At 69.3% G+C, this 22039-nt stretch carries 17 protein-coding genes; 13 read left to right on the top strand and 4 right to left on the bottom strand.

The features are described 5' to 3' along the window. Positions 1-63: 63 nt before the first annotated feature. The 4 genes from AB0K02_RS17200 to AB0K02_RS17185 are packed head-to-tail and all read right to left on the bottom strand — an operon-like array spanning position 64 to position 3921. Positions 64-846, bottom strand: coding sequence for a succinate dehydrogenase/fumarate reductase iron-sulfur subunit (locus AB0K02_RS17200; RefSeq protein WP_365993261.1), 783 nt, complete (start codon positions 844-846; stop codon positions 64-66). After that, positions 843-2786, bottom strand: a complete 1944-nt coding sequence (locus tag AB0K02_RS17195) for a fumarate reductase/succinate dehydrogenase flavoprotein subunit (protein ID WP_365993260.1) — start codon at positions 2784-2786, stop codon at positions 843-845. Before AB0K02_RS17195 ends, AB0K02_RS17200 begins: the two co-directional genes overlap by 4 nt. A gap of 18 nt (positions 2787-2804) precedes the next feature. Then, positions 2805-3626, bottom strand: a complete 822-nt coding sequence (locus tag AB0K02_RS17190) for a hypothetical protein (RefSeq protein WP_365993259.1) — start codon at positions 3624-3626, stop codon at positions 2805-2807. 52 nt (positions 3627-3678) lie between these two features. After that, on the bottom strand, positions 3679-3921 hold the full coding sequence (locus tag AB0K02_RS17185) for a hypothetical protein (RefSeq protein WP_177150674.1): 243 nt from the start codon (positions 3919-3921) through the stop codon (positions 3679-3681). Between the two features lie 318 nt (positions 3922-4239). Here AB0K02_RS17185 and AB0K02_RS17180 point away from each other — a divergent pair, with 318 nt between their 5' ends. The 13 genes from AB0K02_RS17180 (at position 4240) to AB0K02_RS17120 (ending at position 21968) form a co-directional block, all read left to right on the top strand. After that, entirely contained in the window at positions 4240-6555 is a 2316-nt protein-coding gene (locus AB0K02_RS17180; RefSeq protein WP_365993257.1) for an ABC transporter family substrate-binding protein, read from the top strand. A 402-nt stretch (positions 6556-6957) separates the two neighbouring features. Further along, on the top strand, positions 6958-8865 hold the full coding sequence (gene typA, locus AB0K02_RS17175; RefSeq protein WP_365993256.1) for a translational GTPase TypA: 1908 nt from the start codon (positions 6958-6960) through the stop codon (positions 8863-8865). Between the two features lie 401 nt (positions 8866-9266). Beyond that, positions 9267-10883, top strand: a complete 1617-nt coding sequence (locus AB0K02_RS17170; RefSeq protein ID WP_365993255.1) for an ABC transporter substrate-binding protein — start codon at positions 9267-9269, stop codon at positions 10881-10883. A gap of 139 nt (positions 10884-11022) precedes the next feature. Further along, positions 11023-11952: an ABC transporter permease gene (locus AB0K02_RS17165; protein ID WP_365993254.1), complete on the top strand. Its 930-nt coding sequence runs from the start codon at positions 11023-11025 to the stop codon at positions 11950-11952. Next, positions 11945-12913, top strand: a complete 969-nt coding sequence (locus tag AB0K02_RS17160; RefSeq protein ID WP_365993253.1) for an ABC transporter permease — start codon at positions 11945-11947, stop codon at positions 12911-12913. The genes AB0K02_RS17165 and AB0K02_RS17160 overlap by 8 nt, the downstream gene beginning before the upstream one ends. Positions 12914-12924: 11 nt before the next feature. Then, positions 12925-13983 carry an ABC transporter ATP-binding protein gene (locus AB0K02_RS17155; RefSeq protein WP_365993252.1) on the top strand — a complete coding sequence of 353 codons (1059 nt, stop codon included), beginning with the start codon at positions 12925-12927 and terminating at the stop codon, positions 13981-13983. Further along, the gene (locus AB0K02_RS17150; protein WP_365993251.1) at positions 13976-15127 is read left to right on the top strand and encodes a dipeptide ABC transporter ATP-binding protein; all 1152 of its coding nucleotides are present in this window, start codon (positions 13976-13978) and stop codon (positions 15125-15127) included. The genes AB0K02_RS17155 and AB0K02_RS17150 overlap by 8 nt, the downstream gene beginning before the upstream one ends. 694 nt (positions 15128-15821) lie before the next feature. Further along, the gene (locus tag AB0K02_RS17145) at positions 15822-16211 is read left to right on the top strand and encodes a GNAT family N-acetyltransferase (protein ID WP_365993250.1); all 390 of its coding nucleotides are present in this window, start codon (positions 15822-15824) and stop codon (positions 16209-16211) included. A 68-nt stretch (positions 16212-16279) separates the two neighbouring features. Next, entirely contained in the window at positions 16280-17908 is a 1629-nt protein-coding gene (locus AB0K02_RS17140) for an ABC transporter substrate-binding protein (RefSeq protein ID WP_365993249.1), read from the top strand. Between the two features lie 77 nt (positions 17909-17985). Beyond that, a complete protein-coding gene (locus AB0K02_RS17135) occupies positions 17986-18909 on the top strand; it encodes an ABC transporter permease (protein ID WP_365993248.1) in 924 nt (307 codons plus the stop codon). Continuing rightward, entirely contained in the window at positions 18902-19885 is a 984-nt protein-coding gene (locus AB0K02_RS17130) for an ABC transporter permease (protein ID WP_365993247.1), read from the top strand. The genes AB0K02_RS17135 and AB0K02_RS17130 overlap by 8 nt, the downstream gene beginning before the upstream one ends. A gap of 51 nt (positions 19886-19936) precedes the next feature. Next, the gene (locus AB0K02_RS17125) at positions 19937-20908 is read left to right on the top strand and encodes an ABC transporter ATP-binding protein (RefSeq protein WP_365993355.1); all 972 of its coding nucleotides are present in this window, start codon (positions 19937-19939) and stop codon (positions 20906-20908) included. Then, positions 20901-21968: a dipeptide ABC transporter ATP-binding protein gene (locus tag AB0K02_RS17120; RefSeq protein ID WP_365993246.1), complete on the top strand. Its 1068-nt coding sequence runs from the start codon at positions 20901-20903 to the stop codon at positions 21966-21968. The genes AB0K02_RS17125 and AB0K02_RS17120 overlap by 8 nt, the downstream gene beginning before the upstream one ends. Positions 21969-22039 lie beyond the last annotated feature (71 nt).

Raw genomic sequence — 22039 nt, 5'->3', positions numbered from 1 at the left:
GCGGCCGCGACCGCACGGCCGCCGCGGGGGACCCCCGGTATCAGCCGGCCCGCTCGTGCGACCTCACTCGAGCGCATCGTCCTTCCGCCGCCTGATCCTGCTTCCCAGCCACACCAGCGGGTCGTACTTGCGGTCCGCCGCGCGCTCCTTCAGCGGGATCAGCGCGTTGTCGGTGATCTTGATGCCCTCCGGGCACACCTCCGTACAGCATTTGGTGATGTTGCAGTAGCCGAGACCGTGGTCGTCCTGGGCCGTCGTCTTCCGGTCGATGCCCGCCCCGGACGCCGCGTCCAGCGGATGCATGTCCAGTTCGGCGATGCGCATCAGGAAGCGGGGGCCGGCGAACGCCGCCTTGTTCTCCTCGTGATCGCGCACCACATGGCAGGTGTCCTGGCACAGGAAGCACTCGATGCACTTGCGGAACTCCTGCGAGCGCTCCACGTCGATCTGCTGCATCCGGTACTCGCCCGCCACCAGGCCCGGCGGCGGCACGAAGGAGGGGACCTCGCGTGCCTTCTCGTAGTTGAAGGACACGTCGGTCACCAGGTCCCGTACGACGGGAAACGCCCGCAGCGGGGTGACCGTGATCGTCTCCTCGCGCGAGAACACCGACATCCGGGTCATGCACATCAGCCGCGGCCGGCCGTTGATCTCCGCGCTGCACGATCCGCACTTGCCCGCCTTGCAGTTCCAGCGGACGGCGAGATCGGGGGCCTGGGTGGCCTGGAGGCGGTGGATGATGTCGAGGACGACCTCGCCGTCGTTGACCTCGACCGTGAAGTCCGTGAGCGCCCCGCCGTCCTGGTCGCCCCGCCACACCCTGAAGCGGGCGTCGTACGTGCTCATTCGGTCAGCTCCTCTTCGGCGAGGTACTTGACCAGCTCCTCCTTCTCGAAGAGGCCGAGCAGGTCGGGTCGGATGGGCTCGGTCGTCCTGCGTTCCAGGACGATCCGGCCGCGCTCGGGGTCGGGGGCCGCGACGTCACCGCCCGGACCGGCGAGCCGGCACATCAGGTTCACCCGGCGCCAGGAGCGCTCCATCGCGGGGCAGTCCTCGCGGGTGTGGCCGCCGCGGCTCTCCGTCCGCTCCAGCGCGGCCCGTGCGATGCACTCGCTGACGAGCAGCATGTTCCGCAGGTCCAGGGACAGGTGCCAGCCGGGATTGAACTGCCGGTGCCCCTCGACCCCTGCCCGGCGCGCCCGCGCCCGCAGCTCGGCGAGCTTGTCGAGCGCCTGCTCCATCTCGCCCGCGCGCCGGATGATCCCGACCAGGTCGTTCATCGTCTGCTGGAGCTCCTGGTGGAGCGTGTACGGGTTCTCCAAAGTCGCCCCGGGCTCGGCCCCCTCCGCGCTGAACGGGCGCAGTGCCTCGGCCGCCGCCGCGTCGATCTGGGCCTCGTCCACGACCGGGCGGACGGCCTGGCCCTCGGCGTACTCGGCCGCGTACAGCCCGGCCCGCCTGCCGAAGACCAGCAGGTCGGAGAGGGAGTTCCCGCCGAGCCGGTTGGAGCCGTGCATGCCGCCCGCCACCTCTCCGGCGGCGAACAGGCCGGGGACGCCCACCGCGGCGGCGGTGTCGGACTCGACGGCGATCCCGCCCATCACGTAGTGGCAGGTGGGCCCGACCTCCATCGCCTCGGCGGTGATGTCGACGTCCGCGAGCTCCTTGAACTGGTGGTACATGGACGGGAGCCGGCGCCGGATGACCTCGGCCGGCATCCGGGTCGACACGTCCAGGAAGACGCCGCCGTGCGGGGAGCCGCGGCCGGCCTTCACCTCGGCGTTGATGGCGCGGGCCACTTCGTCGCGGGGCAGCAGCTCGGGCGGGCGGCGGTTGTTGTCCGGGTCGTCGTACCAGCGGTCGCCCTCGTCCTCGGACTCGGCGTACTTCTCCTTGAACACGTCGGGGATGTAGTCGAACATGAACCGCCTGCCCTCGGAGTTGCGCAGTACCCCGCCGTCGCCGCGCACCGATTCGGTGACGAGGATGCCCTTCACCGACGGCGGCCAGACCATGCCGGTCGGGTGGAACTGCACGAACTCCATGTTGAGCAGCGGGGCCCCGGCCAGCAGGGCGAGCGCGTGCCCGTCGCCGGTGTACTCCCACGAGTTCGACGTGACCTTGAAGGACTTGCCGATGCCGCCGGTGGCCAGCACCACGGAGGGCGCTTCGAGGGTGAAGAAGCGGCCGGTCTCGCGCTCGTAGCAGAAGGCCCCGGCGACCCTGTCGCCTTCGTTCGGCCCGTGTTCCTTCAGGATCCGGGTGACCGTGCACTCCTGGAAGACCTTGAGCCGGGCCTCGTAGTCCCCGAACTCCTCCTTGTCCTCCTGCTGCAGCGAGACGATCTTCTGCTGGAGCGTGCGGATCAGCTCCAGGCCGGTCCGGTCGCCGACGTGGGCGAGGCGCGGGTATTCGTGGCCGCCGAAGTTCCGTTGGGAGATCCGGCCGTCCTTCGTGCGGTCGAAGAGCGCGCCCCAGGTCTCCAGCTCCCACACCCGCTCCGGCGCCTCCTGGGCGTGCAGCTCGGCCATCCGCCACTGGTTGAGGAACTTGCCGCCGCGCATCGTGTCGCGGAAGTGGACCTGCCAGTTGTCGTGCTCGTTGACGTTGGCCATGGAGGCGGCGATGCCGCCCTCGGCCATGACGGTGTGCGCCTTGCCGAACAGGGACTTGCAGACGACGGCCGTACGCGCCCCCCGCTCACGCGCCTCGATGGCGGCGCGCAGACCGGCGCCGCCCGCGCCGACCACGACGACGTCCCACTCCTGACGTTCGAGCTGTGTCATGTCGGTTGGCACCTTCCCCTAGAAGAAGCGCGGATCGTCGAAGGCGCCGGACGCGACGAGGTAGACGTAGAGATCGGCGAGCGCGACGCTCAGCAGCGACGCCCAGGCGAGCTGCATGTGACGGGCGTTCAGCTTGCCGACCCAGCTCCACAGGCGGTAGCGCACGGGGTGCTTGGAGAAGTGCCGCAGCCGGCCGCCGACGATGTGCCGGCAGGAGTGGCAGGACAGGGTGTACGCCCAGATCAGCACGATGTTCACCAGGAAGACGAGCGTGCCGAGGCCCATGTGTCCCCAGGCGTAGTGCTCGTCGCGGAAGGCCAGCACGGTGTCGTAGGTGAGGATCCCGGCGACGGGCAGCGCGGCGTAGAAGAAGTACCGGTGGATGTTCTGCAGGATCAGCGGGAAGCGCGTCTCGCCGGTGTACGTCGTGTGCGGCTCGGCGACGGCGCAGGCCGGTGGCGAGGCCCAGAAGCCCCGGTAGTAGGCCTTGCGGTAGTAGTAGCAGGTCAGCCGGAAGCCGAGCGGGAAGATCAGGATCAGCAGGGCGGGGGAGAGCCCCCACCAGCTGCCGAAGATCTCCCAGTTGGGTCCCGCCCGCATCGGCACGCAGTTCTCGGCCAGACACGGCGAGTAGAACGGCGAGACGTACGGCGCCGCGTAGTAGTCGGCGTTCGCGAACGCGCGCCAGGTCGAGTAGACGACGAACGCGAGCAGTCCGGCGGTGGTGAGGGCCGGGGCGAGCCACCACCGGTCCGTCCGCAGGTGGCGGGGGCCGATGGCGGCGCGCGTCCGTCCGTGCACGCCCTTGTGGATTTGTGGTGGTTCGGTACCTGTGGCCAACGAGGACTCCGGGTGGAGTGGGATCGGGTGAGGTCCGGGGGATGCGTGCCGCTCAGGGCGCGTGCCGGTCGCGGGCGCCCAGCCCCTCGTCGTCCGTGTCCGTCCACAGGGCGTGGTTGTACGGGGTGTCCGGGATGGTGACCAGCTCGGGACGGCTCGGCTCCTTCGGTCGGCCGCCGGGCTCGGCCCGGCCCGACACCCGCAGCTGATCGACGGTCCGCTCCAGCTGCCCGACGCGCTGGACCAGCTCGTCGATACGCTGCCGCATCGCCGTCATCTCTTCCTGCTGGGACATGACGTGTCCTCACTTCCGCAGGGTGCGGTGGCATCGCTCATGCGCCTGAGAGTGTCGCGCGTCACATCCCCGCTTGTGAAGGGACGTGCAGGGATTCCCGGCGCACGCGCTGTCGGCGCGCCCCTCGTGGTTGGTGTCTCACTCCCCCCATTTTGTGCCTTTATGCACGTCGATGCGGCATTCGCGGTTGACCCGCGCGGGTGACCTTCGGCGGAGCTTCGTCGTGTCGGCGGCGGCCCGTCGCCCTCGTCCACTTCAGTGGGGGAATCGGTGTGATCATCTCCAAATTCGACAAACCAGGACCAAGAGGTGCAAGCCATGTCCCAGGTCGAGGCCCTCCGCGGGCGGACATGCTCCCGAAAGCTCCGCTCCGTCGCACTGCTCGCCGGCGGTGTGCTCGCCCTGCCCGTCCTCGCGGGCTGCGGTTCGGGCGACGACGAGGCCACGGGCAAGCCCGTGGCCCAGGACATCGCTCCCGCCGGACGGGACAAGACGGCCGACGGCGGCACCGTGCGGTGGGCCGTCGACAGCGTGCCCGCCACGCTGAACGCCTTCCAGGCAGACGCCGACGCCACCACGAGCCGGATCGCCGGAGCCGTGCTGCCCGCCCTGTTCGTCCTCGACGAGAACGGCCGCCCGGAGCGCAACCCCGACTATCTGGAATCGGCCGAGATCGTCGAGCGCGAACCCAAGCAGGTCGTCCTCTACAAGCTCAACCAGCAGGCCGTGTGGAGCGACGGCCGGGAGATCGGCGCCCCCGACTTCCTCGCCCAGTGGCGCGCGCTGAGCGGCAAGGACTCCGCGTACTGGACGGCCCGCAACGCCGGCTACGAGCGGATCGAGCGGATCGAGCGCGGCAAGGACGACCTCGAGGTCAAGGTCACCTTCGCCAAGCCCTACGCGGACTGGCGGGCGCTGTTCACGCCGCTGTACCCGAAGGAGGTGACGGCGACGCCGGCCGCCTTCAACGACGGCGCGCGCACCAGGCTCGCCATGACGGCCGGGCCCTTCACGGTCAAGCAGATCGACCACAAGACCTCCACCACGACCCTCGTCCGCAATCCGCGCTGGTGGGGGCGGCGGGCCAAGCTCGACACGCTGGTGTTCGCCGCCGTCCCGCGCGAGGCACGCATCGCCGCGCTCACCTCGGGCACGCTCGACGTGGCGGAGGTCGACCGGTCCGCGGCGGAACGTATCTCCTACGCCGCGAAGGACGCAGGCCGCGGTGGCCGGCCGCTCGCCCACGGCCCCGGCTCCGACATCACCCCTTCCGCCGCTCTCGCGTCATGGGCGCAGGCGTACGGCTCCGACGAGAGCCTGGCCGAGGCGGCGCGGGCGGCCCGCGAGCGCACCGCGAAGGCGCAGGCGCAGTACGCCGCCGAGCAGTCGGTGCTGCGCGGCTTCCAGGTCCGCAAGTCGCTCGAGCCCGCCTACACCCAGCTCGCGATGAACGGCGAGTCCGGGCCGCTGTCCGACGACCGCGTCCGGCGCGCCGTCGCCCGTGCCATCGACCGCAAGGAACTGGCCGAAACCGTGCTGACACCGCTCGGACTGCCCGCCGACCCGCCCGGCAGCCACGTGGCGCTGGCCGGGCAGCGTGCGTACAGCGACAACAGCGGTGCGCTCGGCGACCAGGACACCCAGGAGGCGCAGGCCCTGCTCGCCGACGCCGGCTGGACGCCCGGCGGCGCCCTGAAGACGTCCGGGCCGGCCAAGGCGGGCGGCGAGGCCACCGGGTCGGAGAAGAACAAGGACGCGCAGAAGCCCGGGGTGAGGTCCTCCGGCGAGGGCGACACCGCCTCCGACGAGGGCCTCCACATCGTCGGGGACGACAAGCCCCCGGCCGACGCCCGCCTGCACGACGTGGCCGCCTTCGGCACGCACGTCCTCGCACCCGCCCCGGCCGCGGCCCTCCACAGCCGCATCGTCGAGCGCCAGGCGCGGTCGCTCGCAGACGGAGCGGGAACCGCTGGCCGCCGCACGGACACCACGGCACGGGAGAGCGGCGGCGTGGCCGGCGCCTACGCCCCGCGCGGCACGGCCGCCCCCGATCCGGCGTCCGCCGGCGGTGCCGTCGGCAAGGACGGCAGGCCGCTGAGCCTCCGCTTCGTGCTCCCGTCGGGCCCCGGCTCCGAGGCGGTGCGCACGGTGGGCGAGAAGATCTCCGAGATGCTGCGCCGCATCGGCATCCGCACCGAGATCAGCAAGGTCTCCGACGACAGCTACTTCAAGGACCACATCGCGTCCGGCGACTTCGACCTCGCCCTCTACTCCTGGCCCGCGAGCGCCTACCCGGCGACCGACGCCCGCCCGATCTACGCCAAGCCCCGGCCCGCGTCTGACGGCTCGCTGCTGGTCGAGCAGAACTACACCCGCGTCGGCACGGACCACATCGACCAGCTCTTCGACCAGGCGGCCGGCGAGCTGGACGAGGACGCCGCCCGTGATCTGATGCGCCGGGCCGACGCGCGCATCTGGGCCGCGGCAGGGTCGATCCCCCTCTACCAGCGCCCCGAGCTGGTGGCGGTGCGCTCCCGGCTGGTCAATGTCGGCGCCTTCGGCTTCGCGACCCCCGTCTACCAGGACATCGGCTACCGGAAGGCCACCCCGGCCGGGGGCGCCGCCCGGCAGTAGGGCCGGGCACGGGGACCGTCCGGTCCTCGGCCGCCGGCACCCCTCGCCCCGGCAACCTCAGAAGTCCCTCAAGTCCCTTGCCCGCCGGCCGCGCCGGCGGGCATGCTCATGCCGCCTCCCGACCCAGCTCCACCCGGCGCCGACAGCGGCCCGCGTGCTCCCCGAACAGCGCGCCCGCCGCCCGGCACCCGCACGTCGCCCCTTGTTCTCCCGGCCGTTGCCGATCATGCCCCCGACGCCGCCCCCCGGCGTGATCCGCGCCTCCTTCGCCCCCTCCCTTCCCGTCCCGGAAGCCTGTTCATCCGGCGTGCCCGTACCATGGGAGGAGCCGTGGCGTGTCAGCCCGGCGGGCGTACGAGGAAAAGACGCCGCATCCCACGATCGAGAGAAGCGCCAGCCAGCATGCCCACGCGCCACGACATCCGTAACGTCGCCATCGTCGCCCACGTCGACCACGGCAAGACCACCCTGGTCGACGCCATGCTGAAGCAGGCCGGTGCCTTCGCCGCGCACGCCGCCGAGCAGCTCGACGACCGGATGATGGACTCGAACGACCTGGAGCGTGAGAAGGGCATCACGATCCTGGCCAAGAACACCGCCGTCAAGTACCACCCCAAGGACGGCGGCGACCCGATCACCATCAACATCATCGACACCCCCGGCCACGCCGACTTCGGCGGCGAGGTCGAGCGCGGCCTGTCGATGGTGGACGCGGTCGTGCTCCTCGTCGACGCGTCCGAGGGCCCGCTCCCGCAGACCCGCTTCGTGCTGCGCAAGGCGCTTCAGGCCCGGATGCCGGTCATCCTCTGCATCAACAAGACGGACCGCCCGGACTCCCGGATCGACGAGGTCGTCAACGAGACGTACGACCTGTTCCTGGACCTGGACGCCGACGAGGACCAGATCGAGTTCCCGATCGTCTACGCCTGCGCCCGTGACGGCGTCGCCTCGCTGACCAAGCCGGAGGACGGCACCGTCCCGGCCGACAGCGACAACCTGGAGCCGTTCTTCAGCACCATCCTGTCGCACGTCCCGGCCCCCGAGTACGACGAGAAGGCCCCCCTCCAGGCCCACGTCACCAACCTGGACGCCGACAACTTCCTCGGCCGCATCGCGCTGCTCCGCGTCGAGCAGGGCGAGCTGCGCAAGGGCCAGACCGTGGCCTGGATCAAGCGGGACGGCACGATCTCCAACGTCCGCATCACCGAGCTGATGATGACCGAGGCGCTCACCCGCAAGCCCGCGGAGGTGGCCGGCCCCGGTGACATCTGCGCGGTCGCCGGCATCCCGGACATCATGATCGGCGAGACGCTGGCCGACCCGGAGAACCCGGTGGCCCTGCCGCTGATCACCGTCGACGAGCCCGCCATCTCCATGGTCATCGGCACCAACACCTCGCCGCTGGTCGGCCGCGGCGGCACCGGCAAGGGCGCGGACGCCAAGGCCGCGGTCAAGGACCGCAAGGTCACGGCCCGTCAGGTCAAGGACCGCCTGGACCGCGAGCTCATCGGCAACGTCTCGCTGCGTGTGCTGGACACCGAGCGCCCGGACGCCTGGGAGGTGCAGGGCCGCGGTGAGCTGGCGCTGGCGATCCTGGTCGAGCAGATGCGCCGCGAGGGCTTCGAGCTGACCATCGGCAAGCCCCAGGTCGTCACCAAGGAGGTCGACGGCAAGGTCCACGAGCCGGTCGAGCGCATGACGATCGACGTGCCCGAGGAGCACATGGGCGCCGTCACGCAGCTCATGGGCGTCCGCAAGGGCCGCATGGACAACATGTCGAACCACGGCTCCGGCTGGGTCCGCATGGAGTTCGTCGTCCCCTCCCGCGGTCTGATCGGCTTCCGTACGGAGTTCCTGACGAACACCCGCGGCACGGGTATCGCGCACTCCATCCACGAGGGCCACGAGCCGTGGTTCGGCACGCTGACGACCCGTAACAACGGCTCGCTGGTCGCCGACCGGTCCGGCTCCGTCACCGCCTTCGCGATGACGAACCTTCAGGAGCGCGGCGTGCTCTTCGTCGACCCGGGCACCGAGGTGTACGAGGGCATGATCGTCGGCGAGAACTCGCGCTCCGACGACATGGACGTGAACATCACCAAGGAGAAGAAGCTCACGAACATGCGGTCGTCCTCGGCCGACTCGTTCGAGGCGATCGTCCCGCCGCGCAAGCTGTCGCTGGAGCAGTCCCTGGAGTTCTGCCGCGACGACGAGTGCGTCGAGGTGACCCCGGAGGCCGTGCGCATCCGCAAGGTCGTGCTCGACCAGAAGGAGCGCGGCCGCGCCGCCTCGCGCGCCAAGCACGGCTGACGCAGCAGGTCTTGACCGACGGCCCGGTCCCCCGCAGACACTGTGGGGGGCCGGGCCGTTTCGTCAACTCGTTTTGGTGGTCCGAGTGTCCGCATATCGGCCGTCGCTCTCCGGAACATGTGTTAACGGTCCGTTTCGCGTGTGTCTGTCTGTGCTCGCTTTGTCCGGATTTCGATCTGTGAACGGCAGCTGATGTTGTCAAAACGAGACCCTTTAAGTGTGGTTTACCGCCCGGACGTACTTAATAGTTGGCTCCATTGAGCTCGGGTCAATGGGTCACGCGCTGTGGGGAGCGCCGACTCACGAGCACACTCGGGGCATTGACACAGCGTCGTCAGGGGTGTCGGCGCAACTTCCAGTGCCCTTCTTGTAGTGACAAGTGGACTCATGAGGAGGAACCCATGCGCGGTGCCAAGAGCGCCAAGTGGGTCGCGGGTGCGATCGTCGTCGCCCTGTCGGCAACTGCCTGTGGTGGCAGCGACAGTGGCTCGGACAAGAACAACGCCTCGGGCAAGCCCGCGGGCTACGTCTCGATCGACGTCGGTGAGCCGCAGAAGCCGCTGATCCCGGCGGACACCAACGAGAGCCTCGGCTCGTACGTGATTCAGTCGCTCTTCACCCAGCTGCTGGACTTCGACGCCAAGGGCAACATCGTCTACACGAACGCCGAGTCCGTGGAGACGAAGGACTCCAAGACCTGGACCGTGAAGCTCAAGTCCGGCTGGAAGTTCCACAACGGCGAGGCCGTCACCGCGCAGTCCTACGTGGACGCGTGGAACTGGTACGCCAACGTCAAGAACAACCAGCAGAACAGCTTCTGGTTCAGCGACATCGCCGGCTACGCCGACGTGCACCCCGAGAAGGGTGACCCGAAGTCCGACAAGATGTCGGGTCTGAAGGTCGTCGACGACACCACCTTCACGATCGAGCTGACCGAGAAGGTCCCGTACTTCAACTACAAGCTCGGCTACGCGACGTTCGCCCCGCTGCCCAAGGTCTTCTACGACGACCCGAAGGCGTTCGGCCAGAAGCCGATCGGCAACGGCCCGTACAAGTTCGAGAAGTGGACGCACAAGAAGCTCATCCAGGTCGCCGCGAACCCTGACTACCAGGGCCCGAACAAGGCGCAGAACAAGGGCATCCAGTTCAAGAACTACGCGACCGTCGAGGCCGCGTACCAGGACGTCGTCTCCGGCAACCTGGACATCATCCGCCAGGTCGGCCCGACCGACCTGCCGAAGTACAAGCAGGACCTGGGCGACGGCGCCATCGAGCAGCCGTACGCGGCGATCCAGACGCTCGTCCCGGCGTTCTACACCGCGACGTTCAAGGAGATGGACCCCAAGGTCCGCCAGGGTCTGTCCATGGCGATCGACCGTGAGACGATCACCAAGACCGTCCTGAACAACACCCGTACCCCCGCGACGAGCTTCACGCCGCCGCAGGTCAAGGGCAACCAGGACCTGGGCACGGACGTCTTCACGTACAACCCCGCCAAGGCGAAGCAGCTTGTCACCGAGGGCGGCGGCGTCCCCGGCAACAAGATCATGATCCAGTACAACGCCGACGGTGGCCACAAGGAGTGGGTGACCGCGGTCTGCGAGTCCATCCGCAAGGCGACCGGTGTCGACTGCGTCGGCGACGCCAAGCCGGACTTCGCCACGGACCTCGAGGCCCGTGACAACGACCAGGTGAAGTCGATGTACCGCGGTGGCTGGGTGGCCGACTACCCGGTCAACGTGAACTTCATCAAGGAGCTCTACAACTCCAAGGCCGAGGCGAACAACGGTCGCTTCAAGGACGCCGAGATCGACAAGATGATGGCGGAGGCCGACAAGGCCAACTCCCTGGAGGAGTCCGTGAAGGGCTACCAGGAGGTCGAGAAGAAGCTGCTCGAGAAGATGCCGGCGATCCCGCTGTGGTACTACCGCATCAACGGTGGCCACGGCAAGGGCGTCGACAACGTCCAGGTCGACTTCCACGGCGACCTCGAGCTGACCGGAGTCACCGTCAAGTAAGCGCCACGCGCTTGACGGGCCTTATCCCCACTCGGCCATAACCCGCCGCCGTCGGTCATCCGGCGGCGGCGGTGGTCCGGGGGCGCCCTGCTGCACTCAGGGACGCCCCTGGACGTGTCAACCCCTCACGGAGGCACCTATGGGGCGCTACGTCGCACGACGACTGCTCCAGATGATCCCGGTGTTCATCGGGTCAACCTTTCTGATCTTCGCCATGATGTTCGCTCTCCCCGGAGACCCCGTCAGAGCGCTCATGGGAGACCAGGCGTTCGATCCGGCGATCGTCGCCTCGATCCGCAAGGATCTCGGTCTCGACCTGCCCCTGTGGCAGCAGTACCTGAACTACCTCGGGGGCCTGCTGCAGGGCGACTTCGGTACGGAGATCGCCAGTCAGCGCCCCATCGCCGACATCATCGGCCAGGCGTTCCCGGTCACCATCCGGCTGACCCTGTTCGCCTTCAGCTTCACCGTGATCGTCGGCATCGCCCTCGGCATCGTCGCGGGTCTGAAGCCCGAGTCGGTGCGCGACCGCGGTCTGCTCGGCCTCACGCTCGTGCTCATCTCGATGCCCTCCTTCGTGCTGGGCTACCTGATGCAGTACCTCTTCGCCTTCCAGTGGGGGCTGACCACGCCGACCGTGCAGGACTCCGAGAGCTTCGGCGACCTGCTGCTGCCGGCCATCGTCCTCGGCTCGCTCTCGCTCGCGTACGTGGCCCGTCTGACCCGTACGTCGATGGCGGAGAACCTGCGCGCCGACTACATGCGCACCGCGATCGCCAAGGGGCTGCCGCGCCGTCGCATCGTCGGCGTCCACCTGATGCGCAACTCCCTTGTCCCGGTGGTCACTTTCCTCGGCACCGACATCGGCAACCTCATGACGGGCGCGATCGTCACCGAGGGCATCTTCAACGTGCAGGGCGTCGGTGACGCCATCTACGAGGCGCTGTTCCGCCGCGAGGGTGCCACGGTCGTCGGCATCGCCTCGCTGATCGTCCTCGTCTACCTGCTCGCCAGCCTGCTCGTCGACCTGCTCTACGCGGTCCTGGACCCGAGGATCCGGTATGCCTGAGAAGACCGCTGCCACCACGGCGCCCACCGCGACCGCCGAATCCACGACCGCCGCCGCGCCGGACACCGCGCTCGCGGTGAGCGGCCCCAAGCCGGACAAGGCGCGCAGCCTGTGGTCCGACGCCTGGCGCGACCTGCGCCGCAACCCGCTGTTCCTGGTCTCCGCGGGCCTCATCGTGCTGCTGCTGGTGATCGCCGCGTTCCCGAGCCTGTTCACGTCGGCCTCGCCACGTGACGCCGACCTCGCCAACCACTTCCTGCAGAAGCCCAATTGGGGTCACTTCTTCGCCCCGGACTGGTTCGGCTACGACGGCCAGGGCCGCTCGATCTACGCGCGTGTCATCTACGGCGCCCGTGCCTCGATCGTCGTCGGTGTCGGCGTCACCGCGCTGGTGAGCGTCCTCGGCACGATCGTCGGCATGCTGGCCGGCTACTTCGGCGGCATCACGGACACGCTGCTGTCGCGGCTCACGGACATCTTCATGGGCATCCCGTTCATGCTCGGCGCCCTCGTCGTCCTCACCAGCTTCGAGAAGCGCGCGATCTGGGTCGTCATCCTCGCCCTGGTCTTTCTCGGCTGGACGCAGATCGCCCGCGTCGCCCGCGGTGCGGTCATCACCATCAAGCAGGCCGACTACGTCGTGGCGGCCAAGGCGCTCGGCGCCTCGACCACGCGCATCCTCTTCAAGCACGTGCTGCCCAACGCGCTCGCCCCGATCATCGTCGTCGCGACGATCGCGCTCGGCGGCTACATCGCGGCCGAGGCCACGCTGTCCTACCTCGGTGTCGGCCTCGCCGACCCGACGGTCTCCTGGGGCGTGGACGTCTCCAGCGGCCGCGAGCAGCTGCGCAACGCGCCGTTCGTGCTGATCATCCCCTCGGTGATGGTCTCGATCACGGTGCTCTCGTTCCTCATGTTCGGCGATGCGGTACGCAACGCCCTCGACCCGAAGATGCGCTGAGGGAGGCGTACGTGACCACCATCGACAAGACGGCAGCCGTCCCCGCGCCCCGGAGTACCGGGGACCACGAGGGACATCTGCTCGAAGTGCGCGACCTGCACGTGGAGTTCCACACCCGTGACGGTGTCGCCAAGGCCGTCAACGGCGTCAACTACAGCGTGGACGCGGGCGAGACGCTCGCCGTCCTCGGCGAGTCCGGCTCCGGCAAGTCCGTGACGGCCCAGGCCATCATGGGCATCCTCGACATGCCGCCCGGCCGCATCCCGCAGGGCCAGATCTTCTTCCGCGGCCAGGACATGCTCACCATGTCCGCCGAGGAGCGCCGGAAGATCCGCGGCCGGAAGATCGCCATGATCTTCCAGGACGCGCTGTCCTCGCTGAACCCGGTGCTGTCCGTGGGCTACCAGCTCGGCGAGATGTTCCGGGTGCACCAGGGCCTGTCCAAGAAGGAGGCCAAGGCCAAGGCCGTCGAGCTGATGGACCGGGTGAAGATCCCGGCGGCCAAGGCCCGGGTGGGCGACTACCCGCACCAGTTCTCCGGCGGTATGCGCCAGCGCATCATGATCGCCATGGCCCTGGCACTCGAGCCGGACCTGATCATCGCCGACGAGCCGACCACCGCTCTGGACGTCACGGTCCAGGCGCAGGTCATGGACCTGCTCGCCGAGCTCCAGCGCGAGTACAACATGGGCCTGATCCTGATCACCCACGACCTCGGCGTCGTCGCCGACGTCGCGGACAAGATCGCGGTCATGTACGCGGGCCGGATCGTCGAGACCGCCCCCGTGCACGAGCTCTACAAGCGTCCGGCGCACCCCTACACCCGGGGTCTGCTGGACTCGATCCCGCGCCTGGACCAGAAGGGCCAGGAGCTGTACGCGATCAAGGGCCTGCCGCCCAACCTGCTCAGGATCCCGACGGGCTGCGCCTTCAACCCGCGCTGCCCCAAGGCGGACGACATCTGCCGCACCGAGATCCCGGCCCTCGCGCCGGTGACCGAGCAGGACGGCACCGAGCTGCCCGGCCGCGGCAGCGCGTGCCACTTCTGGAAGGAGACGATCCATGGCTGAGCTCAGGAAGACGGACGAGGCCGTGGACGCGACTCCCAACGTCACCGAGGTCGAGACGGTCGACGCCGGCACCACCCAGGAGGCGGTGGCGGCGATCGAGGCCCCGGTCCGGCGCGGTGAGCCGATCCTCCAGGTGCGCAACCTGGTCAAGCACTTCCCGCTGACCCAGGGCATCCTCTTCAAGAAGCAGGTCGGCGCCGTCAAGGCCGTGGACGGGGTTTCCTTCGACCTCTACCAGGGCGAGACGCTCGGCATCGTCGGCGAGTCCGGCTGTGGCAAGTCCACGGTCGCCAAGCTGCTGATGACGCTGGAGACCGCCACCGCGGGCGAGGTGTTCTACAAGGGCCAGGACATCACCCGGCTGTCGGGGCGCGCGCTCAAGGCGGTGCGGCGCAACATCCAGATGGTGTTCCAGGACCCGTACACCTCGCTGAACCCGCGTATGACGGTCGGCGACATCATCGGCGAGCCCTTCGAGATCCACCCCGAGGTGGCCCCGAAGGGCGACCGGCGCCGCAGGGTGCAGGAGCTGCTGGACGTCGTGGGTCTCAACCCCGAGTACATCAACCGCTACCCGCACCAGTTCTCCGGCGGTCAGCGCCAGCGCATCGGCATCGCCCGCGGTCTCGCGCTGAACCCCGAGATCATCATCTGCGACGAGCCGGTCTCCGCGCTCGACGTGTCGGTGCAGGCGCAGGTCGTCAACCTGATGGAGAAGCTGCAGGACGAGTTCAACCTGTCCTACCTCTTCATCGCGCACGACCTGTCGATCGTCCGTCACATCTCGGACCGCGTCGGCGTCATGTACCTGGGCAAGATGGCGGAGATCGGCACCGACGTGCAGATCTACGACCACCCGACGCACCCCTACACCCAGGCGCTGCTGTCGGCCGTCCCGGTGCCCGACCCGGATGCCCGCGAGGGCCGCGAGCGGATCATCCTCACCGGTGACGTCCCCTCGCCGGCCAACCCGCCGTCGGGCTGCCGCTTCCGCACCCGCTGCTGGAAGGCCCAGGACAAGTGCGCCACCGAGGTGCCGCTGCTGGCGGTCCCCGAGCGCTTCCAGGGCTCGGACTCGCCGGCCGCGCACGAGTCGGCGTGCCACTTCGCCGAGGAGAAGGACGTCGTCCACGCGGTGCAGTAGTCGTCCGCGCACACGAGGGCCCCGTCCGCCGCGCCACGGCGGGCGGGGCCCTCGCGTGGGGAAAACCGATTGCCGGGCGCGTGCCGCGGGCCCAGCAGTGGCCGCATGCCCCTCACCGGCCGGCCGGCCGGCCTCGAGGACGCCCCCGCCGTGTGTGCGCTCATGAACGCCGTCGACCTCGTCGAGATCGGCCGCCCGGAGACCGACCTGCACAGCGTCGAGGCCGAGCTCGCCCGCACCGTTGCCGACGTCACCCGTGACGCCTGGCTGGTGAGCGAGGACGGCGAGCCCGTGGCGTTCGGCGCGCTGTGGAGCGACTTTGGCGAGGGCGACATCGGCGTCGACCACTACGTCCTGCCGGACCGTCCTGCCGCGGCCGTCCTGCTGCTGGAGCTGATCGAGGCGAGGGCGGCGGCCGAGGCGGCGGCCGCCGGATGCGCGCGGGCCGTGCTCCGTCTGTACCTCAACGCCCGGCCCAGCCCCGACACCGCGCTCCTCTGCGCCCGCGGCCGGCGCACCGTGCGGCACCACCGGGTCATGACCCGCCCCCTGTCGCCGGCCGCCGGCTCCGTGCCCGAGCCGCCCGCCGGGCTGACGCTGCGCGACTGCCGGGCCGATGAGGACCGCCGGCTCGCGCACGCGCTCGTGGAGGAGACCTTCGCCGGCCACTTCGGCCACCAGCCCCGGACGTACCGTGTGGGTACCCCCGGACGGAGTCCGGGGGAGGCTGGCCGACATCGACGGCGCACGCCTGGACTGGTCGCTCGTGTGGATCGCCTCGCTCGCCGGCGAGGGCGACGTGGCGGTCGTCCTCACCCGGCACGACCGCGAGGCCATGGGCTGGATCCGCAATCTCGGCGTACGCGAACGGGCCCGCGGCCGGGGCGTCGCCGGTCATCTGCTCCGCCATGTGTTCGGCGTCTGCGCGGCCCGCGGCCGGGACACCATCGGCCTGGGCGTGGACACGCGGAACGCGTCGGGGGCGCTCTCCCTGTACGAGGCCCACGGGATGACCCCGCACTACGCCGTCGACACGTGGGAGGTCACCCTCCCGGTGACCGCACCGACCACCCGGACGCCCTGAAAGTGCGTTAGATCCCCTATGGGGTGATATTCGGTCCTAAGCCATGCTGAGGACTCGGGAGGAACCCCATGCGTCGAGCCACGCACGCCAAGTGGGCCGCATGCGCGGTCGTCGTCGCCCTGGCGGCGACGGGCTGCGGCGGCGGGAGCGACGGCGGGGGCAGTGGCGCCGACGGGATCGTGAGGTCCTCCTGGACCGACCCGCAGAACCCGCTGGAGCCCGCCAACACCAACGAGGTGCAGGGCGGCAAGGTCCTCGACATGATCTTCCGCGGGCTGAAGAGGTACGACCCGAAGACCGGCGCGGCCACGGACATGATGGCCGAGAGGATCGAGAGCACCGACTCGCGGAACTTCACGGTCACCCTCAAGGACGGCTGGACCTTCAGCAACGGCGAGAAGGTCACCGCCAGGTCGTACGTCGACGCCTGGAACTACGGCGCCCACATCAGGAACAACCAGAAGAACGCCTACTTCTTCGGCTACATCGAGGGCTACGAACAGGTCCATCCCGAGAAGGGCGAGGCCACCGCCGAGACGATGTCCGGACTGAAGGTCGTCGACGACCTGCGCTTCACGGTGAGGCTGAGCCAGAAGTTCTCCACCTGGCCCGACACCCTCGGCTACGCGGCCTTCGCCCCGCTGCCCCGCGCCTTCTTCGACGACCACGACGCCTGGGTCGCCAAGCCGATCGGCAACGGGCCGTACACCCTGAACTCCTACAAGAAGGGCTCGATGGCACAGCTGCGCCGCTGGGACGGCTACAACGGCCCGGACAAGGCGAAGAACGGCGGCATCGACCTCATGGTCTACACCGACAACAACACCGCCTACACGGACCTGATCGCGGGCAACATCGACCTCGTCGACGACGTCCCGGCCGCCCAGCTCAAGAACGTCCGGGCCGACCTCGGGGACCGGTACATCAACACACCCGCGGGCATCCTCCAGACCCTCGCCTTCCCCTTCTACGACAAGAAGTGGAACACCCCCGGCGGGGCCAAGGTGCGCACCGGTCTCTCAAGGGCGATCAACCGCGAGCAGATCACCGACACGATTTTCCAGAAGACCCGCACCCCCGCCAAGGACTGGACCTCCCCGGTACTGGGCGCGGAGGGCGGCTTCGACGACACCCTGTGCGGCGAGGCGTGCGAGTACGACCCCGCGGCGGCGAAGAGGCTCATCCAGGAGGGCGGCGGCATCCCCGGCGGCCAGGTGAAGATCACGTACAACGCGGACACCGGCTCCCACAAGGACTGGGTCGACGCCGTCTGCAACTCCGTCAACAACGCCCTCGGGAACGACAAGGCCTGCGTCGGCGCGCCCGTCGGCACCTTCGCCGACTTCCGCAACCAGATCGGCGACCGGAAGATGCCCGGCCCCTTCCGGGCCGGCTGGCAGATGGACTACCCCCTGATCCAGAACTTCCTGCAGCCGCTCTACTACACCAACGCCTCCTCCAACGACGGCAAGTGGACCAACGAGAAGTTCGACGACCTCGTCGACCGGGCCAATGCCGAGAGCGACCAGGCCAAGGCCGTCGAGACCTTCAAGGAGGCCGAGAAGGTCGTGCGGGACGAGATGGCCGCCATCCCGCTCTGGTACCAGAACGGCAGCGCCGGCTACTCGGAGCGGCTCTCCGACGTGGCCCTGAACCCCTTCAGCGTCCCCGTCTACGAGGAGATCACGGTCAACTGACGGCGGAAGCCATCCGGCCCGGCACACCGCGCGCGCCGGGCCGCCCCTCTTCCCGCGACGACCCCCAGGAGCGCCTCATGGGACGCTATGTGATCAGGCGTCTGCTGCAGATGGTCCCGGTCTTCTTCGGCACCACGCTGCTGATCTTCCTGATGGTCAACGTCATGGGCGACCCCGTGGCCGGCCTGTGCGGCGACCGGCAGTGCGACCCCGCCACGGCCGCCCGGCTGCGCAAGGAGTTCGGTCTCGACAAGCCCGTGTGGCAGCAATACCTGACCTACATGGGCAACGTCTTCACCGGGGACTTCGGCACCGCGTTCAACGGGCAGAAGGTCACCGAGCTGATGGGCGACGCCTTCCCGGTCACCATCCGGCTGACCCTCGTGGCCGTCTTCTTCGAGATCCTCATCGGCATCACCCTCGGCGTCGTCACCGGGCTGCGCCGCGGCCGCCCCGTGGACACCGGCGTCCTGCTGGTCACCCTCGTGGTCATCGCCGTGCCCACCTTCGTCACCGGTCTGATCGTCCAGCTGGTGCTCGGCATCAAGTGGGCCGTCATCGACCCGTCCGTGTCCTTCGACGCACGCCTCGACGAACTGATCGTGCCCGGGCTGGTGCTCGCCTCGGTCTCCCTCGCGTACGTCACCCGTCTCACACGCACCTCGATCGCCGAGAACTCGCGCTCCGACTACGTCCGTACCGCCAAGGCGAAGGGCCTGCCCCGGGGGCGGGTCATCCGCCGTCATCTGCTGCGCAACTCGCTGATCCCGGTCGTCACCTTCATCGGCACGGACGTCGGCGCCCTGATGGGCGGTGCCATCGTCACCGAGCGCATCTTCAACATCCACGGCGTCGGCTACCAGCTCTACCAGGGGATCCTCCGCCAGAACACGCAGACCGTCGTCGGCTTCGTGACCGTGCTCGTCATCGTCTTCCTGCTGGCGAACCTGCTCGTCGACCTCCTGTACGCCGTTCTCGACCCGAGGATCCGGTATGCCTGAGCAGCAGCCCTTCGGCGACAACGCCATCGCGTCCACCGGGGCGGGCGGCGGGACCGACCTCGCGATGAGCGAGGGCGAGACCCTGGAGAGGACACCGGGTGGTCCGCCCGGTGACGCCGGGCCGTCGGGCAAGCCGCGCAGCCTGTGGTCCGACGCCTGGCGCGACCTGCGGCGCAACCCGGTCTTCGTGGTCTCCGCCCTGGTGATCCTCTTCCTGGTCGTCATCGCCCTGTGGCCCTCGCTGATCGCCTCCGGCAATCCGCTCGCATGCGATCTCGCCAAGGCCCAGGAGGGCTCCCAGCCCGGCCACCCTTTCGGCTTCAACGGGCAGGGCTGCGACGTGTACACGCGGACCGTCTACGGCGCGCGGACCTCGGTCACCGTCGGCGTCTGCGCCACGCTCGGGGTCGCGCTCCTCGGCTCCGCGCTGGGCGCGCTCGCCGGGTTCTTCGGCGGGTTCTGGGACGCGATCCTGTCCCGGCTCACCGACATCTTCTTCGGCATTCCGGTCGTACTCGGCGGCCTCGTGCTGCTGTCCGTCGTGCGCTCGACCACCGTGTGGCCCGTCGTCGGCTTCATGGTGCTGCTCGGCTGGCCGCAGATCTCCCGTATCGCCCGCGGCTCGGTCATCACCGCGAAGCAGAACGACTACGTCCAGGCCGCGAGGGCCCTCGGCGCGTCCCACACCCGCATGCTGCTGCGGCACATCGCGCCCAACGCCGTCGCGCCGGTGATCGTCGTCGCCACGATCGCCCTCGGCACCTACATCGCGCTGGAGGCGACGCTCTCCTACCTCGGCGCCGGACTGAAGCCGCCGACCGTGTCCTGGGGCATCGACATCTCCTCCGCGTCCCCCTACATCCGCAACGCCCCGCACATGATGCTCTGGCCCGCCGGCGCGCTGGCCGTCACCGTGCTCGCGTTCATCATGCTCGGCGACGCGGTGCGCGACGCCCTCGACCCCAAGCTGCGTTAGGAGGTGTCCACCGTGTCCGTCACATCGGAGGTGTCCGCCGGATCGGGGCCGCTGCTCGAAGTGCGCGACCTGCACGTGGAGTTCCGCACCCGTGACGGTGTCGCCAAGGCCGTGAACGGCGTCGACTTCGGCGTGTCCGCGGGCGAGACGCTCGCCGTCCTCGGCGAGTCCGGCTCCGGCAAGTCGGTCACCGCCCAGGCCGTCATGGGGATCCTCGACATGCCGCCCGGCAGGATCGCGGGCGGCGAGATCCTCTTCAAGGGCCGGGACCTGCTGAAGCTGGAGGAGGACGAACGGCGCAGGGTCAGGGGCGCCGAGATGGCCATGATCTTCCAGGACGCGCTCTCCGCGCTGAATCCCGTCCTCAGCGTCGGCGACCAGCTCGGCGAGATGTTCGTCGTGCACCGGGGCATGTCCAGGAAGGACGCGAAGGCCAAGGCGGTCGAGCTGATGGACCGGGTGCGCATCCCGGCCGCGAAGGAGCGCGTCGGCCAGTACCCCCACCAGTTCTCCGGCGGCATGCGTCAGCGCATCATGATCGCGATGGCGCTCTCCCTGGAGCCGGACCTGATCATCGCCGACGAGCCGACGACCGCCCTCGACGTCACCGTGCAGGCCCAGGTGATGGACCTGCTCGCCGAGCTGCAGCGCGAGCTCGACATGGGCCTGATCCTGATCACCCACGACCTCGGCGTCGTCGCCGACGTCGCCGACAGGATCGCCGTGATGTACGCGGGCCGGATCGTCGAGACCGCCCCCGTGCACGACATCTACAAGGCGCCCGCCCACCCGTACACCCGGGGGCTGCTGGAGTCGATCCCGCGCCTGGACCAGAAGGGCCGGGAGCTCTACGCGATCAAGGGCCTGCCGCCGAACCTGATGCGCATCCCGCCCGGCTGCGCCTTCCACCCGCGCTGCCCGCTGGCCCGGGACGTGTGCCGCACCGACGAGCCGCCGCTGTACGAGGTGGACGAGGAGCGCGGGAGCGCCTGCCACTTCTGGGAGGAGGCCCTGAATGGCTGAGGCGATCCTGGAGGTCCGCGACCTGTACAAGCACTACCCGCTCACGCGCGGCGTCCTGTTCAAGAAGCAGATCGGCGCGGTCAAGGCGGTCGACGGCGTCGACCTCGACCTGCTGGCGGGCGAGACGCTCGGCATCGTGGGGGAGTCGGGCTGCGGCAAGTCCACGCTCGCCAGGATGCTCGTCCACCTGGAGCGGCCCACGGCCGGCTCGATCCGGTACAAGGGCGAGGACGTCACCCGGCTGTCGGGGCGCGCGCTCAGGGCCGTGCGCCGCAACATCCAGATGGTGTTCCAGGACCCGTACACCTCGCTCAATCCCCGGATGACGGTCGGCGACATCGTCGGCGAGCCGTACGAGATCCACCCCGAGGTCGCGCCGAGGGGCTCTCGCCGGCAGAAGGTGCAGGAGCTGCTGGACGTGGTCGGGCTCAATCCGGAGCACGTCAACCGCTACCCGCACCAGTTCTCGGGCGGCCAGCGCCAGCGCATCGGCATCGCGCGCGGGCTCGCGCTCCGGCCCGAGATCATCGTGGCCGACGAGCCGGTCTCCGCGCTCGACGTGTCGGTGCAGGCGCAGGTCGTCAACCTGATGGAGAAGCTGCAGGACGAGTTCAATCTGTCCTACCTCTTCATCGCCCACGACCTGTCGATCGTGCGCCACATCTCCGACCGGGTCGGCGTGATGTACCTCGGACGCGTGGTGGAGATCGGCAAGGACGCCGAGATCTACGACCACCCCACCCACCCGTACACCCAGGCGTTGCTCTCGGCCGTCCCCGTCCCGGACCCCGACGCGCGCGAGCACCGGGAGAGGATCATCCTGACCGGGGACGTGCCGTCACCGACGAACATCCCCTCGGGATGCCGGTTCCGCACCCGGTGCTGGAAGGCACAGGAGCGCTGCGCACGGGAGGTTCCGCTGCTCGCCGTGCCCGCCCATCTGCGGGCGGCCCCAGGGCCCGTACAGCATCCGTCGGCGTGCCACTTCGCGGAGGAACGGCATGTGGTGCCGGGCGGGGACCAGCCGTACGGCGGCGGGACGCTCCACGCGTCCCCCTGAAATTGATTGACGGACTGTCAGATCGAGGGTGCAAAGCGTGAGGAATGCGCACCAAACTCGTTAACACGCAG

It is taken from the genome of Streptomyces sp. NPDC049597 (assembly GCF_040675505.1).
Taxonomy (GTDB): Bacteria; Actinomycetota; Actinomycetes; order Streptomycetales; family Streptomycetaceae; genus Streptomyces.
Note: the sequence above shows the minus strand (reverse complement) of the source record. Positions and strands in the feature narration are given on the sequence as shown.